Source organism: Paenibacillus solanacearum (assembly GCF_910593845.1).
GTDB classification, from domain to species: domain Bacteria; phylum Bacillota; class Bacilli; order Paenibacillales; family NBRC-103111; genus Paenibacillus_G; species Paenibacillus_G solanacearum.
The window spans coordinates 155,466-172,265 of record NZ_CAJVAS010000003.1 but is presented as its reverse complement, the minus strand read 5'-3'; the positions used below and the strand labels follow the sequence as shown (position 1 = coordinate 172,265).

Genomic DNA, 16,800 nt, shown 5'->3' with positions numbered 1-16,800 from the left:
CGTTATTTTTTTTGGCGGCTGTCCATCACGAATAAATGATTTCGCGGATAAAATCGTCCCAGGTCATTCAGCGGCGCAAGGTCGCTCATTCTGGAGTCGCCGTATTTGCGGCGGTATTCGGTTGCGGTGATGCCCATTTTTTGGCGGAACAGGCGGTGGAAGTAATATTCGTCGGAGAAGCCCGCGTTTCGGGCGACTTCTTTAATGCTGTAAGCGTTACGGAGCAGCAGCTGCGCCGCCAGATCGAGTCTGCGCTTCGTAATCCACATTTTTGGGGAAAAGCCGATGTACTGCTGGAACGTCCGCGTAAAATGCTCATGAGACCAGCCGGCCGATCGGGCGAGCTGCTCCACCTCGATTTTTTCCGTCACATGAAGATCGATGTATTGCAGGGCTTGGTCAATTTGCATCGGTATCGTCGCCTCGACGGCCGGCTTGGATCCGGGCAGCACCATGCTTTCCAGCTCTTCCAGCATCGCCAGCATAAGCGATTCCGTAAGCGGTCTCCAGCGTTCCGGACGACGATGAAAGTAGAACAGCAGCTGGTTTAACAGCTGCGGCACAAGCGAGTGGTCCTGAAGCGCAATAACCGTCGAATCGGTGGCCGTCAGTAAGGAATAGCGGCTCTGGATCGTTTCCGGATCGCAATCAAAATGAATAAATAAATGCCGCGTCGGCTTCATAGGATCAAAATGGTAAGAGTGCGGCTCCCCGGGCCTCGTCACAATGATACAGGGATCGTTCAGCTCCTCCCGGCTTCCGTCTGTCTTATAAACCGTCTGGGTGCCGATCGGAAAATACACAAGCTCATAATCGCTGAGTCTTCGTTCGGGGATGTGGTGGCCGGCTTTTACGGTCACATCACCGGCCGAATGAAATCGGAATGTATCCATTCCCTACGCCATCCTCCTTCATCGTTGATGACTGCAAGTAACCCCGGTACGGAGCGCTGCTCGCATCGCAATTCTACTACAGCTAAACAAAAAATAACAAAATTAGCAAGCGCAAATGTATAAAAAATAATCTCGGACGCAGCCCTGTCTGTGTCAAATGTCACAGATTTCAAACCGTTTTTACCATACAATGGAATAAACCACAACGAATCGAGTACTTCGCGGAGGGAAGCGTAATGAAAAAAGAACATATCGTCCATTTTAAAATCATCCACAAGACAGGAACAAAGCAGCTACGAGGACTTATTTTTTTGGAGGAAAATCAGGAGCCGACGTTGCAAGACTTTGAACAGTGCCTTAGAGACTGCGGTCACGATGTGCGTATAGAAAATAAAGAGCAGTTCATTTTCAAAGCGTACAAACCCGGAGAAGAGTATCTGATCGATGTTCTGGAAGATTACGAGGATGAGCATACGAGAGACCGGTACGTGGAAAGCTTGGCCAAGACGTTCATAAACGACCCCGGCAAACTTTTTTAGCAAGCTCGAATCATAGAGAGCTCCCCCGCCAAGGGGGGGCGGCACTTCCGAGGAGCACTCCATCCTTCTTCATTTCATTCCGTAGATCGAATCGTCAACGGCCAACTCGGGTTCAACACCAACAAAGCCCCCCATCTGATCGACCGTAATAAGCAAATGTTCGGTTTCATTGAAATCCGCCAATCGATAGTAACGGAATCGAAACGGTTATCATTGTTTCATATCGGTACGAAATCCGGCATCAAAGAGCGCCCTCCACTCCTCACTGCATTTACCAAGACGCTTTCCCGTGACAGACATGAGCTCCGAGTGAGCGTGATTGGAGAGCACGGCTTGAACATCATCCAAGTATTCGATCAATATGCGAACGCCTATCGCGCTCCCGCACTTGGCCATCGTTCTTGCAATGACCAGCTCCAGGTAAGCGGAAGCATAATTCCCCGCTCCATCTGCTCTATTCTTCGCCGTATAGCCGCTTAAATGAGGCTTCTTCATCATCGTCTCCAGCACTTCGGCGGCTTCGCGAACGGCAGGCGTCTTCCTTCCTGCGGCAAGCTGCTCCATGCTGTGGCATAGGCAAATGATCCGGTCGTAGTTCGGTATCCTCCTCCAATGCAGTCTTGCATGTTCACGCGGAGGACCTCCGGCATCCGTATCGTTAACAATAGCGCACAGGGCAGTCAGCGCCTTATCATCTCCCGCCCTTCCTAGCAGCGTAATCAACTGGTTCACCTGCCAATAAGGATTCGGCTGATCGATAAATCCGCCAACCGGTCTCCCGTGCCGATCGATCTTATCCTGCTGTTCCGTGTGCTTGATCCGCTCCAGGCCGGCGAGCATCTCATCGATGCCATCGTCAGCTCCAAACCATGCCATCGCCATAGCGATCGGGAGACGTACTCCCCGATATTCCGGCTCACTATAGCACTTCCGAAGCATCGGCAGTACAGTTTCCTTCGGCATACAGATTAACTGAAGGAATTCATTCGCATCATCCGCTGCAGCAATGTACGATTCCACCGACCGGTTCTGGCCTGTTGGCTCGATGTCCTCTTGCCGTAAAATACCTTTACGCAGTAAAAAGCTCTGCAGCGGTCCCAAATCCATGCCCCCCGGCGATTTTCCTTGATTCAAGGCGATGCTCGCCGCAGTACCAATCGCATAGCCCATATTTTGCAGGTCCGACTGCATTCGCATGAAGGAAAACGCATCCCGCTGAGCCGAGAACGCTTTGCCGGTAATCAGCAGATTATCGAACCCTTTTGGAATGCAGGCTCTTAAAGGAAATCTTAGCTCCTTGCAGTCCTGATGATAAGGCAAATATCCGAGCTTTGCGAATTCGGAGCTTTGCAGTCCATGCTGATCGAAATCCGTATGCCCAATGGCGATGACATCCGGGAACGTACGCTGTGTCAGTAGATCCTCTACCGTTAACGTATACTCGCATTCCATATGCCTGGATTCTCTCACCGACGGATACGCGCTGAAATCGTAGTCGCTGCCGTGATCATGTCCAATGACGATGCCCCTTGTCACATCGAACACGCTGCTGATGTCGATCACGCCGAGATCCAGATTGACGCCAGCCAGACTCGATTTGGCATTCCATGCACATAGGTTGAACGTCTGGAGATTGCCGCCTCTTTCGTCCCCCGTATGATAAGGAACTCCGGCAAAAGCCGCCACATCCCCGTCGCCCGTAGCGTCAATCACCATATCGGCATGGATGAGTCCGAGGCCGTCCGGCGTCAGCACGACAAGACCTTGTATCGTTCTGTCCTCTTGCAGTACGTCAACTGCAATCGTCCTGAACAACACGGCGCCATGATTCCCCTCGATCTCCTCCAGATAAGTCATCATTTTCGCTTCAATATTCCATATTTTTTCGCTGGAATGACCGCTGATCCGCTTCGTCATTGCCGTCGTTTTCGAATCAAGCTCCGCCGTGAATCCAGCCTTGTAACCGAACCAGTACACATTGATTCCGCCGACGGTCCCTGTCCCGCCAAGAGCGCTGCCGCCTTCAATCAAGGTAACCCGGACGCCTTCAGCTGCGGCACCGATCGCTGCCGGCGCGCCGGAGGTGCCTCCGCCCGCTACAAGAATGTCACAATCGCCCAAGGACGGAAGCGAAGACGAATGCTTCAGCTTCATCGAATAGTAAGAAATCCCCGACCACACGTCCTGGCACGGCGTGGGTAGAAGCTCGTTGAACGGCACTTCAAGCGGCCCCATACGAACTCGCAGCTCATCCTCATTGACGGACCACGTTTGACTGGAAATCCGTGCAAATGCTTGCTCCGCCGTTCGCCGAGCCTGTTGGCGCAACTTGCCCAGTGTCAGGAAGCTTTGGTTTTCAAACCATTGCGTGTCTGTGTTGAGTACGATCAAATTACGATCGGTAATCCTGTTTATATCGTCGGAGAAATGCCATAATTCGCTGGACGTTCGGAGCAGCACCGCATCCCGGAAGCAGGTCTCATGCTGTTTCAAGTACTCGCAGATTCGAACCGTTACGCGCCTGGCCTCCAGCTCCCACTGCATTTTTTCTGCGTGATCCCCTTCAACTGCATCCACTTCTAAAGCGAATTCGGCAAAGCAATGCCCCTCTCCCAAACTTCCGCGGTGAAGAACAAGCCGGTTGTCGGCAGCTCCTACGTACTCCGGCAAGCTGATCGCATCGCATACCGATGCGGACACTGCGCGGAACTCAATGGTTCGTTTCACCGTCAGTCTCCGGGGCGTAAAGTCGCTTTCGCCATTCAACCGGGCAACGGCACAGTTCTCCGTAGCATCGACGACGGTTTTCGCCAAAACAGCCTGCAAGCCGCTCTTGCTCGCGATTACAATGCCGCGAACGCCACCTGCCGAAGTGAGGATGCCCGCAGGTCCGGACATGAACAGAACTTGAACTCCTGCGCTTCTCAGCTTGGAAAGCAGACGTTTCTTCATTCGCCCCAAGCTAAGCGGAAACTCTCCTTCAGCAGCCACCGAATCGAACGATGCCTCGGATGCTAGCAGCTCCATAAGCTCCTGATCCGCATCCTCCCGTCCCAAGCAGCTGATCCAGGGGCGCAGCGTTGAGGTCACTTCTCTTCCGAGATAAGTTCTGGCTTCGATAAGCAACACCTTCAATCCCAGATTCGCTGCGGATTGTGCAGTAAAACAACCGGCTATGCTTCCGCCGACGACGATAACATCATACGTTCGAACGCTATTCTTCATTGTGAATTCGCTCTCCTTCCTTTACTTCGCATCCGATTTAGCAGTCTTTATCGCATTGTTCCGATCTTCCTCAAGCTGACGCAGAGCGGTATTCACGTCCAGTCCTTCCTTAACCAGCTTATTGAAGGTCGAGGTGAAATTGACGTCGACACTGGTCAATCCATCCGCTCGCGGTTCAGAAGCCGGGGCATCCTTGAGGAAATAGATCGCTTTCGTATTTTTCCCCTTCCACAACGGTACGTCTTGTCCGAATGCTTGTTTAACCTGCTGACTGGCAAGCGGCGAGCCGAAGCCTTGCTTCGTAATGTTTAACTGGATTTTTTCCGACACCAATTCTTGAATGACTTGAAATGCTTCATCCTTATGCTGCGACGTTTTGCCGATGAACAGCGCAAGCGTCGCCGGTTTGAAGCCGATGCCCGGCTTCTCTTTCATCACCGGAGCTGACACGATATCCCATTTCAGATCCGGACTGGAACTTTGCCAATTCGCGATCGGATTCGTATTATGCACCGTCATCGCGATGTGCCCCTTGGAGAAATCATCGATAGGCAAGACCGTGTTATTGGCAGGGATCTCGAAAAATCGCTTCAAGTTGTTCATCAGCTTAACCCAGTTATCCGTCAAGATCTCAGCCCGGTCTTCTTTGACATGTAATGGGCTGACCGATAATTGATTATTCAGCATCATCAAGTTCGGTGTAGTGTTAAACCCACGATAATCGGTACCGCCATCGGAAAGACTGAGCTTTTTCGTAAGCTCGTATGTCTCATCCCAAGTCATGCCGTCTTTAGGATACGGAACGCCAAACCGGTCAAAAACATCTTTGTTATAAATCATCACATACTTATTGACGAGAAACGGTAAGCCATAAATTTTTCTCCCGACATTGGAATTTTGAGATTGAGCCAGCACATTCGGTTCAAATTGATTCAAATCAAACTTGTGCTTCTTCATCAATTCGTCCAGATCATACTCCAATCCGTTTGTCATAATCTTGTCTACCGTAAATGCCGCCGATTCATAAATAATGTCGAGCGTCGTGCCTGTCGCGATCAGCTGTCCATAATCCGATCCCTTTTCATTCTTGATGAGATGAAGGGTAATGTGAGGATATTTCGCCTTAATCGGTTCAGCTATGAATTTCTCAAAGTCGACAAATACATTTTGACCGGCGAAAAAATTAAGCGTTACCGGCTCCTTGGCCTTTACCTCGTCATTTGCCGCCGGCGCACTCCCTCCGCAGCCGCCGATTATCGCACATACGAACAGAATGACGGCATTATTCGTCATAAGCTTTCTGGACATTGCCTTCTCCCCCCTCGATTTGTATCCGCTTACACTTTGATTTTATAACCGCTTGGATTTTGCGTTCTAGTTTCGTTTTTATTACGCATTACCGGAAACCTGTTATCAGACGATCATATGATCCGAATGCCGCCGTTGTGCTACAATTACAAATACAAATAGATTCAATCGCGTAGTTTCGTTTGTATTACGTATTACTTTTCGCTGCCGGAGGGATGCGTCGATGCCACGTAAAAAAACCGTCACGTTACATACCATTTCCGAGCGCCTGGGGCTGTCGGCCCATACGGTTTCCAAAGCGCTTCGAGGACTGCCCGGAATGTCGGAAGAAACCCGGAAAATCGTGCTCGACACCGCAAGAAAGCTTGGCTACATTACGAAACAGCAGCAAATAAGCTTGGCTGTCGACCGAATACCGGTGTTCCATACCAAGCCATTCCGCTTCGTATTCATTCAAGATTCGGACTCGCCGATGATGATTACGCAGCAGCTGCGCAATGGCATTCGCGAGCGAATGGAAGATTTCGGGCACCTACTGGAAACGCTGACCTTTTCAGGAACGGCTATCAAGGAGCTTTCAGCCTTTGCATGGGCAGAAAAGCATGGCCTTTTTTATGCAGACGGTATCTTTCTTCCTCCGGGACTGCCGTTTGCGTTCGAGCAGCAGCTGCTGGAATTGAGGCTGCCCAAGATGATGGTCAACTTCCCGCCTCCGGACGCCAAAGTCGACAGCGTCATATGGGACGTGACAAGCGCCATTTATCAGTCCGTACATTACTACTACTCCATGGGTCACCGGAACATCATGTATATCGGAAACATTGATCAGCAGAGAGGATTCAAGCAGCGTTGGAATGCGTTTAACGAAGCGATGCAGGAACATGGCCTGAAGCCGGATCCGGATATGCACATGAACCACTATGTCGGAAGCAAAGAAGAATGGATGCGCATATTTGCCGATAAGCTCGCAACGTACAAACCAACTGGATTTATGTGCGGCTTGATCGGCAACCTGTCTTTGGTGTTTAAGGTGTGCGGACAGCTCGGCAAAAAAATACCGGATGACTATTCGCTGATCGCCTTGGAAACGATCAAGAAAGAGATCATTACCGACCTGAGCAGGCCCGTATTGCCCGTTAAGGAAACGAGCGAGAGAGCCGTGGACAGGATGCTGTGGCGAATCGGAAATCCGAGCGTTCCGTACGAGCATATTCGTATACAAGGCGAATTTCATAAAGGAAAAACCGTTCGATTCATATAGACTGACACCTATTCTAAAGGCGGAATGATCCGTCATGCTTCACGGCAGACAGCGCAAAGAGGAGCTGCCCCTTATGAAGACAACTCCTCGCTCTATGGTACTGGTTACTGCGACGGAATCGATAGCACATGCAATCTAAGACGCCGGATACCATCGTATGCTTGCAAGATTTAGGTTCTCATCCGATAGATCGGCTTATTTTCAATAATTCTCAGTGGCGGCGTCCAGTCCTCCGAGTCCGGCGTCGAATCGATCGCATCCTCAACGGCTTGCAGCTTCGCATCCAGCGTATCGATATAATGCAGCGCTACGGCCTCGGGCGTTTGCGGCTGAACGGGGCTGCCCCATTCCCCGAGATTGTGATGCGAAAGAACCAAGTGCTGAAGGATGACGATTTTCTCATGCGAGGGATCCAGGCCCAGCGCAATAGCAGCTTCGATAATCCAATTTGCCGCTAATGAAATATGTCCGATCAGCTTCCCCTTCATGCTGTAATCCGTCACAATTCCATACTCTGCATTCATCTCCTCCGGTTTCGCGATGTCATGCAGAATAATGCCGGCTTTGATCAGATCACGATTAAGGAATGGACGCTGCTTGGCCACAAATTCGCCGAGCTCCAGCATCCGGCAAATGTGATAGGCCAGTCCGGCAAAGTACGCGTGATGCATTCCCTTCGCGGCCGGGTAATGCATCAGCCGGTCTTCTACTTTGCGGATACAGAATTCCACAATGCTTCTATACTCGCTGTCCTGAATACCCGCAGCGGTTTGTTTAATCATATTTACCAGATCTGCAGGTTGAATCGGCGCCGATCGGATAAAGTCGGTCAGCGCATACCCGTCCTCTTCGGTAGACTTCCGAATTCGGTTTATTCTCATCTGCGGCTTGTCGCGATACATCTGAACAAGCCCGCGTACCTTCACCAGCATCATCGGAAAGTAGGTTTCTTTATCAACAGCCGAAGCATCCCAGAGCTTCGCCGGAATCTCCCCGCTCGAATCGGCCAATACAAAATCAAAGTAATCCTTGGGCGGCGTCGTATTGGTCTGCTTCATCTCTGCCTTCTTCACTAAATAAAATCCTACGACTTCATCGCCTTCGGCAAACGTCTTAATCAAAGTCACTGTCCTGTCGCTCCTTACCATATGATTTATAAGTTATTCGACAGCGTACAGCTTATGCCTCCTGTCATGGTAAGAAATAACGCACAAAATAACGCCGCCCTCTTCCACCATGGAAGCGAGCGGCGACAACGGATTCCCCTTCGCTGAACTAGAACGAATCCGCCTCGCTGCCGTCCATCCGTTCTATTGAGCGCTAGGCGTTAACTACGATGACATCATAAGAATCCGGTGGACGCAAAGCTGAAAAATAGTAATCCTCGACAGGGTCCCATCTCAGATGCCAATCCGCATCGTCCGTCCCCTCTCGTATATTATGCCTATGGCGGCGAAACTCGGGCGATACATCTACAAGGATGGAGAAATCGACAAGGTCAGATATTTCAGGGAGACCACTATATATTCCATCAAGAATGATGACTTCTGAAGGCATTTTCTCAACCGAATGCAATGCCAATCCGTTCCCGGATGAAAATGAATAAGGGCGATATTGAGCTGCCTTACCTGCTAACAGCGGGAGCAATGCCTCGTTACGAACACGCTGCCAGTCAATGCAGCGATGACACTTCTGTACTACCGTGAATGAATCCCATTCCGCGTCCGTAACCGTTGCATCGAAAAAGTCGTCGCACGGGATGACTGCAGCACCGAGCCGCGATACGAGCGCCGCGGCCAACGTGGATTTGCCCGCTCCGCTTCCTCCATCCAGCGACACGACGAAAGGAGAAGTTCGTCCAATCCTACGCTGCTGAACAACGGAAACAACCGATTGAATGGCTTGTTTTAACCGATGTGATGACTGATTCATGTCCACGTCCTACCACGCTCCATACCTATGCGCTCGAGTGCATTCCGTATTTTTTATAACGCTCGCCTGCACACTTCATGTAAAGTAAACATAGAAACGGCGATGAAAAATAGAATGGCATAGCTAAGCTATTATATGTTTACATAATTTTAATTATGTTTACTATTGCTGTTTCACTAATCATTTATTGTACCCTCACCGGAGCAGCCGATCGACTACTGGCAGCAGGCGAATATAACGCCCTTCGCGTGACGGGCTTATGCCCTAGCGTCGGGAGGCAAGCATTGAAGCAGTTGAAGCGGTTCGCCTGGGGTCGCGCTGCACGAGAGCGACGTTACGCTTGCGGGCACAAAGATTTGATCCCCCTGCCGGATTTCCAGCTCCCCTTCTTCCCAAGCAAGCCGTCCGGAACCGGCGGCCGCGATCAGGATGCTGAAGCGATCCTCCTCCACGAAGCGGTAAGAACCAGAACGGATGTTGATGGCGCTTAAGGCAAAGTAAGCCGTCGTCCCGTAAGTAATCAGCGCCCGCTCGGTATAGCCATCGGAATGGTGCAGTACCTTCGGTTCCAGCCGATAATTCGTCAGCACTTCCTCCAGCGTGTACGTATTATATTTGAAGCAGTCGAACATCTTCTCGAAGCCCGCGCCTTGATGGCACATGAATTCCGGAATTTCCCGGCCGGCCGGGGTGGTGCGCTCAACCCGGATCGTATAGTCGGTCGGCTCCTGGATTTCGATCAGAAAGCAGCCCGAACCAATCGCATGCGGCATCCCGCCTTCGACAATAAACACTTGTCCGGGTTCAACCGGAATTTTATGAAGCGCCTCCATCATTCCCGGAATATCCTGATCCCAGAACAGCTTTTCCCATCGTTCTCGCGTCATTCCAGGCTTAAAGCCGTACAATATATAAGGAGCTTCTCCGTCGATTTCCCGTCCCCCAAGGATGTACCACGCTTCGGTCTTGCCGAATGGAGATCCGAAAATCGACTTTGCCGCAGCGCGATCCGGGTGAACCTGAATCGTCAGCCGTTCCGCCGAATCCAGCGCCTTCACGAGCACGCCGGGCTCGCCTCCGAACGCCGCCGCATGCTGCTCGCCGAGAAACTTCGCAGGCTCCGATTGAATCAGATCCTGCAGCAATGCCTTCCTGCCGTCAGACAGCTCCACCGTGCTCAAGCCCTCGACCAGATGCTCCCGCCCTGCATTTCTGGCCCGGACGACCGATGCGATCCATTCTTCCGGAAGCATGCTGTCTTGCCCTCGCTCCTGCCCTTGCCACTCTTCAATCAACCGGCCTCCGGTATAGGTACGCCAAACCCGGTTGGCCGACAGCTTCAGCGGCTGCCGGCTCCATGCAGACTGTTCCATAGAAGTACTCCTTCCGATCCTTTTGGCAGCTCATGCTGCGTAAAGCGATTTTATAACAAACTAACCTTACCATCGCTGGCCTCTACTATCTAATGAGATGTCATCCGTAAAAACCGTTCCAGCGTAATCTCTCGAAGCAAAGGGGCTCCCGAGGTAAACCGCAGCAATTCGTCGATCACCATGGCAGCGAGCTGAGACTTCCAATATGCCGAGAAGGCCCCGATATGCGGCATGCAAACGACATTCGGCAATCGAAGGAAGGGATCGTCGCCTGAGAGCGGTTCCCGATAATATACATCCAGCGCGGCGCGTATTCTCCCGGAAGCGAGCTCGTTGTATAATGCTTCTTCGTCAATCAATGCCGCTCTAGCCGTGTTCACCAGTAAAGCTCCCGTCTGCAGCTTTCGCAGCTCTTCCTTGCCCAGCATCCCTCGGGTCTCCGGCGTTAACGTATCGTGCAAAGACACGATAGAACTTTCCCGCAGCAGTTCATCCAGCCCGCATAACTGAACGCCCAGCTGTTCAGCCTCATCGGGCGTACAATATGGAGAGCATAGCCGGATCTTGGTGTGAAAAGGACGCAGCAGCGCAATGACTTCCCTAGCCACTTCCCCGATCCCAATAAGCCCGACGGATTGTCCGTACAATCCGCTTACCGTCCCCCCATTTCCGCCCCATATCCCAGATCGAAGCTCGTCTCGATACCCGCAAATATTCCATGCGCCTGCCAGCATTAAGGCGATGGCGAGTTCGGCTGTCGACTTGGCCAGCGCCGTATTGGCATTGACGACCTTAATATTCCGTTGAAACACATCAGGGTCGACATAAGGAATAAGCGTCCCTCCGGCATGACCGATAAACTTAAGATTCGCAGCTTGAGACAATACATTGGCAGTGATTTTCGGCGATCCCCAGGAGGTAAGTACGGCATCGTAACGGGAGATTTCCCGCTCCAGCTGCGTTTCCTCGTATCGAACGCCTTCCGGCACCCAATCGACTTCAAAGTGGTCGCGCAGCTTGGTCTGTACCTCTTCGCCAAAAAACAAATCCTTCAGCTCTTTTTTCCATACCGTTATTAAGATTCGCATGACAAACCTCCTGCCTGAGCTGTAACTTCAACCCTCAATATGGATCCTACGCCCGATACCCAGCTCATTGACTACATTTATCATACAAGAAAATGGTAAGATTCATTTGTGTTTTTTTGGGGATTTGGCTAGGCTCGCTGCATATTTCGGATCGTGATCATTGTTGTTGAAATTTCAGCCCCGGTTCCAGCCTATAACGAAAAGACCTGCTGCCCGGCAGGCAGCAGATCTCATGATTTCATTCATCATATCCACCAACCGATCAGTGGTTGATATACGTTTCGAATACCGAGCCAAAGTCCTTGATCTTATGCTCGGTGTGCTTGGATTTCATCCAGTTGTATGCAGCCTCGTTGATCGCGCTGAATTGCTCCGCGGGTGAAGCGTTCTGGATGGAGAAGCGGCCGACGCTCTCCTTGGCGATTTGTACGCTCTCCATGGCATATTCCAGCAGGCGGTCGTTCGTCGACACGATTTCCGATATTTTGATCAATGCTTTATACAAGTCTTTGATCTGCTCGATCTGCCTCTTGTCCACGTCGATCGAGAAGCTGGCTTCGCCGATATGGAACTTGATCTCAGCGTCCAGATCGACCGTCCCCGCCGTTTCCAGGTACACCTTCGAAATTTTATGGGCAGCGTAGCTGTAACGCTTCAGAACGCGCTTGCTGCTGATGGCGCTCTCTCCATCGAGATGGATCAAGGCCAGATTCGTAAAGCAGTATTCGTCCTTCTTCGACTTGATGATGAAGTAAATTTTCTCCCCGTCTTCATGCATGACATAATCATCCGCATCGACTTTATCGAAGTCCTTGCGATCGATAACTTTGCCGATATCGCTTAATCCCAGTGCATCCGCCGCCAGCTTTTTAAACACAATGCTCATCCTCCCATGTGAAAAAGATTACGAACACTTTCGTGCACAGCCTCTATTGTATAGGGCGATCATGGGAATGGCAATATGGGCTGCCCTGCGTATTGGCGTCGGCAATAACGAACGCCATGTTCTGTACGATCGACGCCGCGGCAACCCGCGCGCGTTCCGTGACATCTGCAATTACGATGTACATGTGTCGGTGAAGCTCTCTCCATCCCCGCTATTATCGGAACCGACCGGCTCGTTAATCTCCATCTGCTGTTCGACATGCCTCATAAACAGACGATCCAGACTGTTCAGATGCTCCTCCCGGTACACGAGAAAGATTTGATTCAGCGGAAACGGATTGCTCTCGATCGGAATCGCCACCATGTCGCCCGACTCGATCTCAGGCTGCATATACAGCGGGCAAGAAAGAAAAATGCCCATTGTGCTTTTGATCCAGCATTTGATCAGCTGCAAATTATTCGTTTCGTAATGTGGATCGTACAGCATATTCAGATCTTTGAAGGTGAGGTCGATTTTTTGCCGGTACAGGCTGTCGGCTTCGTACAGGATCAGCTTTTCTTTCAATATGTCCTGCAGGCTGAGCGCATCGCGTGCCGCATAAGGATGTTCCCGGGAAAGAACGGCATAAGCCGGGTGCGCGTAGAGCAGCTCGAACGTAATTCCGGGGTCATTGGCGGTATAGCGGGTAATGCCGATCTGGATCTGCTTGGTTTTGAGCATCTTGATCTGCTCCTCCGTCGAGTAGCAGTGGACCTTCAGCGCGATGCCTGGGTGCGCGGCCATGAAGCTCTCCAGAATCGAAGGCAGAATTGTGCCGGCAAACGAATTGTTGCAGCCCAGCGACAGCGTCCCCTTCAGCCCCTGATTCACCTGCTCGACGGCTTCGCGTCCTTGATCGAGCGCCGACAGCGCGCTTAGCGCATAAGGCAGGAACGCATGGCCCTCCTGCGACAAGCGGACGGTGCCGTTCGCGCGTATGAGCAGCGGCTTGCCGAGCTCCCTCTCCAGCTGCTTGATCCGGTGCGACACGGTAGGCTGCGGCAGGAACAGCTTCTCCGCCGCTTTGGATATGCTGCCGAGACGGTAGATGGTCACGAAGGTCAAGATTTGATCGAAGGTCATCTCGCGTCTCCTTTTCCAGAATAATGAACGCTTCGGCTTACAGCCAATGCGGAGTATACGATATTCAAAAAATGAATAAGCTTATTCATTTTCCCTCATTTACTTGTCTTGCCAATCTCCATAGTATAAATACTGCAAGCAGGCTTCCTCTGTAGGATATACCTGCGCGCTCGCCAATACAAGTGCTCGCACAAGAAAAAGAGAAGGTGACCTGCTATGAATATGGAAAAGGCGGTGCGGGCCGTCGGCATTTACGGCGGGGGCATTTTCTTCGGGGTCATGTCCGTAGCCCAGCCGTTTTTTACGTTATACGCCGAAGCGCTGGGCGCTTCCACCGCATTAATCGGCTTCATTGTGACGCTTCGGGGGCTGGTTCCGATGTTTATCGCGATGCCGATCGGGCAAATGATCGATACGCTCGGTCCGATGAAGATGACGAAGATCGGCTGTCTGCTGCTGATTCTCTCCCTCGCGATGACGTCCTTCAGCACCACACTGCCGATCCTTGCGATCTCGCAAGTGCTGCTGGGCACCAGCATGATCATTATGGCTTCATCGCTTCAAGTGCTGGCATCGGACGGAGAACAGGACAAGGAACGCCGCAACAAAAACATTAACCGGTTCTCCATGTGGAACTCCGCCGGCAATATGGTAGGTCCGCTAATTGGCGGACTGGTTGTCACGCAGACCGGCTCATCCTTGTGGAGTTACCGTTCCGCCTTTCTGGCCTCGCTTATCGTCTGTGCCGTCTGCTACGTCCTCATTTTGCTGATCCGCGCACCGGGCGATGCCAGACAGCTTGGCAAAACCAGGGACTTGTTCCAGCCCAAAGAGATGCTGAACAGCTATGTCAGCGGTCTTCATCTGACCCGTCATCGAGGCGTTCAGTTCGGACTGGTCGGCACATTCCTGATCATGTTCATCCAGGCGTTGTACGCCAGCTTCATTCCGCTGTATTTGAACAGTCACGGCTACACCGCCATGGTCATTTCTTCGGTCATCTCGCTGATGGGCTTGTCCGGGTTCGTCTCCCGCTTCATGCTGGGGAGGCTGATGAAGCTCGCGGCGCTGGAGACGATTCTGCTCATCGCTGGCTGCATTGCTTCCGCCTGCCTGCTTTTCATCCCTATGGCGTCCCTGCATTTGCTCGGCATCGCCATGCTGACGTTCCTGCTCGGCAGCTCCATCGGCATGAACTTGCCGGTTACGATCATGATTATGGTGGAGGAAACGAAGGAAACCGAGCGCGGTAAAGTGATGGGACTGCGGCTGCTGACCAACCGACTGTCGCAAATGACCGCACCGGCCATGTTCGGACTGCTCGGGCAAGCATTCGGACTGACGGCCGCCTTCTATACGGGCGGCGGCATCCTGCTGGCTACCATGCTCGGCTTCGCGGTGTACAGCACGCATCGGGCTCCCTTGGCAAGTACCGAGACTGCCGCCGCTGCTGCTGAAGCACCTTCCGCCCCGCCGCCGCTGGACTCGGGAGCATCGCAGAAGCAAGCAGGTTCGGGCTGACGCAGACGCCCGATAACGACACGCTTCATGTGCGTTAATGCCATTAAATGAGAGGACCCCGATTTCCGATATACAGCGGAAATCGGGGTCCTTTCATTTGTAATTCGTGTCAATGCCTATTGTTCGAACCAACCGGGTCATTTCCACGCTTCCCTTCAGTGCCATAAGTACAGTCATTATCTTCAGCCAAAGGATTAGGTCCGGCTGATAAATTGTGGCAATATGCCATACCGGAACGACTTGAGTCATACTCAACATTAGGACAAGAAACAGACCCGCAAAATTCAGAATAATTCTTGACATAACTTTGATAGATATTTTAGTATGGTTGGAATTGTCAGGACTCCACGGCCCAAGGCAGCGCTTCGCAGTTCTAAAGGTCGTATATAATAACCATACGCTGAGTATGAATAATAGTCCATTTACGACCCAGTATTTCTGCGAGATGCTTAGACCCGACCCTCCAATAGGTTGTTCATCCAGTATGTTTATGATCCCGGAGGCGATATGGGTAGTCGTAATGAGGTGTGTTTTGTTGGGCCACGCGGCATCGATCGCATCCAGTACATTAGCGAACACGATAACTCCCAACTGCTGTTCCGGAACAATATAAGTTTGCGCCTGAAATCCTATTGAGCCGCCCGGCTGACCGATAACCGGTAAACCGTTAATATGATCAGTCATCCAACCCATGGCATACGTTCCCGGAACAGGTTCGGTATGCATAAGGCGGGTGCTTTCTGGGAGAGAACGGAATCATCCTCGAATCGGCCTCCGTTCATCTGGGCAACCAAGTAATGGCTCATGTCCTTAGCACTCGAATAGAGGTAGCCTGCCGGCGCATCTCCTGGAATATAAATATAGGGGCCTTCATAGGGAACGTTGTATCCAAATATTCGACGATGGGGCTTAGCCAGTCCGTGTGCAGTCGCTTCATCAAGCGTAACGTAGCTGTCTTGCATAGATAGAGGGTTGAAAATGTGTTCCTTCACGTAGTCCCCATAGGACTGGCCGGATACTTGTTGCACAATATAACCGAGCAGTACATAGTTTGCGTTCGAATACCTGAAGGGTTGCACGGTTTGAATGGATCTCTTTAAAAACTTTTTCGCATAAGATAAGGCATTTTTCTCTAGAGCATCTTGATCCTGAACGGTGATACTTGACAACGTGTTGCTAAAAGTTGAGATTTGGGAGAACCCGCTTGTTTGATTAAGTAATTGACGTACAGTAATGAACTTCGCACCATTATATTGGGTGGGGATATAGCGCTGTATAGGCGCGTCCAAGTCGATCTTCCCTTCTTCGGCAAGCTGCAGAACGGCCATAGCCGTAATCGACTTGCCGATCGATCCTATTCCAAAAGGAGTTTCAGGTGTTACCGGCCGACCGGATGAATCGGCCTGACCATATCCCCTAAGGTAAAGAATGCGATCCCCCTGCACAATCCCGAGAGCCAGCCCCGGAAGACGTTGTCGTGTCATCTCATGAGCAATATACGCATCCACTTCGGTGAAGACTGATGTTCCAGATCCCTCAACTTGCATACTTCCATCACTTCGCGCTGAACTGAATAGAGGGAAGATGAACAGTCCACACAAGATTGTTGCTATCATTCTCATTCTCATTTTATTTCACCTGTTCTTGGTCCT

Annotated in this window: 14 protein-coding genes; 3 read left to right on the top strand and 11 right to left on the bottom strand. The window is 51.4% G+C overall.

The genetic code is table 11. The annotated features are described in order from the left end of the window. Window positions 1-2: 2 nt before the first annotated feature. Entirely contained in the window at window positions 3-893 is an 891-nt protein-coding gene (locus KXG62_RS05160; protein WP_218090860.1) for a helix-turn-helix transcriptional regulator, read from the bottom strand. A gap of 236 nt (window positions 894-1,129) precedes the next feature. Here KXG62_RS05160 and KXG62_RS05155 point away from each other — a divergent pair, with 236 nt between their 5' ends. Further along, window positions 1,130-1,432, top strand: a complete 303-nt coding sequence (locus KXG62_RS05155) for a hypothetical protein (protein ID WP_218090859.1) — start codon at window positions 1,130-1,132, stop codon at window positions 1,430-1,432. A 210-nt stretch (window positions 1,433-1,642) separates the two neighbouring features. Here KXG62_RS05155 and KXG62_RS05150 read toward each other — a convergent pair whose 3' ends face one another. Together KXG62_RS05150 and KXG62_RS05145 are read right to left on the bottom strand one after the other, a co-directional pair. Continuing rightward, window positions 1,643-4,657, bottom strand: coding sequence for an FAD-dependent oxidoreductase (locus tag KXG62_RS05150; RefSeq protein ID WP_218090858.1), 3,015 nt, complete (start codon window positions 4,655-4,657; stop codon window positions 1,643-1,645). 21 nt (window positions 4,658-4,678) lie between these two features. Then, window positions 4,679-5,965, bottom strand: coding sequence for an ABC transporter substrate-binding protein (locus tag KXG62_RS05145; protein ID WP_218090857.1), 1,287 nt, complete (start codon window positions 5,963-5,965; stop codon window positions 4,679-4,681). Between the two features lie 223 nt (window positions 5,966-6,188). Here KXG62_RS05145 and KXG62_RS05140 point away from each other — a divergent pair, with 223 nt between their 5' ends. After that, a complete protein-coding gene (locus tag KXG62_RS05140; RefSeq protein ID WP_218090856.1) occupies window positions 6,189-7,226 on the top strand; it encodes a LacI family DNA-binding transcriptional regulator in 1,038 nt (345 codons plus the stop codon). A gap of 170 nt (window positions 7,227-7,396) precedes the next feature. On the opposite strand, the gene KXG62_RS05135 is transcribed toward KXG62_RS05140, so the two are convergent. From KXG62_RS05135 to KXG62_RS05110, 6 genes are all read right to left on the bottom strand, one after another. Beyond that, window positions 7,397-8,353: a 3'-5' exoribonuclease YhaM family protein gene (locus KXG62_RS05135; protein ID WP_218090855.1), complete on the bottom strand. Its 957-nt coding sequence runs from the start codon at window positions 8,351-8,353 to the stop codon at window positions 7,397-7,399. 193 nt (window positions 8,354-8,546) lie between these two features. After that, the gene (locus tag KXG62_RS05130; protein ID WP_246627310.1) at window positions 8,547-9,158 is read right to left on the bottom strand and encodes a uridine kinase family protein; all 612 of its coding nucleotides are present in this window, start codon (window positions 9,156-9,158) and stop codon (window positions 8,547-8,549) included. Window positions 9,159-9,415: 257 nt separating this feature from the next. Further along, on the bottom strand, window positions 9,416-10,531 hold the full coding sequence (locus KXG62_RS05125; RefSeq protein WP_218090853.1) for a type I phosphomannose isomerase catalytic subunit: 1,116 nt from the start codon (window positions 10,529-10,531) through the stop codon (window positions 9,416-9,418). Window positions 10,532-10,620: 89 nt separating this feature from the next. Then, on the bottom strand, window positions 10,621-11,619 hold the full coding sequence (locus KXG62_RS05120; RefSeq protein WP_218090852.1) for a hydroxyacid dehydrogenase: 999 nt from the start codon (window positions 11,617-11,619) through the stop codon (window positions 10,621-10,623). Window positions 11,620-11,881: 262 nt separating this feature from the next. Then, a complete protein-coding gene (locus tag KXG62_RS05115; protein WP_218090851.1) occupies window positions 11,882-12,496 on the bottom strand; it encodes a PH domain-containing protein in 615 nt (204 codons plus the stop codon). Window positions 12,497-12,676: 180 nt separating this feature from the next. Continuing rightward, a complete protein-coding gene (locus KXG62_RS05110) occupies window positions 12,677-13,627 on the bottom strand; it encodes a LysR family transcriptional regulator (protein ID WP_218090850.1) in 951 nt (316 codons plus the stop codon). Between the two features lie 216 nt (window positions 13,628-13,843). On the opposite strand from KXG62_RS05110, the gene KXG62_RS05105 reads away from it, so the two are divergent. Further along, window positions 13,844-15,148, top strand: coding sequence for an MFS transporter (locus KXG62_RS05105; RefSeq protein ID WP_218090849.1), 1,305 nt, complete (start codon window positions 13,844-13,846; stop codon window positions 15,146-15,148). 93 nt (window positions 15,149-15,241) lie between these two features. Here KXG62_RS05105 and KXG62_RS05100 read toward each other — a convergent pair whose 3' ends face one another. After that, window positions 15,242-15,841 (bottom strand): hypothetical protein, encoded by a 600-nt coding sequence (locus tag KXG62_RS05100; protein ID WP_218090848.1) that lies wholly within the window; start codon window positions 15,839-15,841, stop codon window positions 15,242-15,244. Beyond that, window positions 15,829-16,776, bottom strand: a complete 948-nt coding sequence (locus tag KXG62_RS05095) for a serine hydrolase domain-containing protein (RefSeq protein ID WP_218090847.1) — start codon at window positions 16,774-16,776, stop codon at window positions 15,829-15,831. Before KXG62_RS05095 ends, KXG62_RS05100 begins: the two co-directional genes overlap by 13 nt. Window positions 16,777-16,800: the final 24 nt, after the last annotated feature.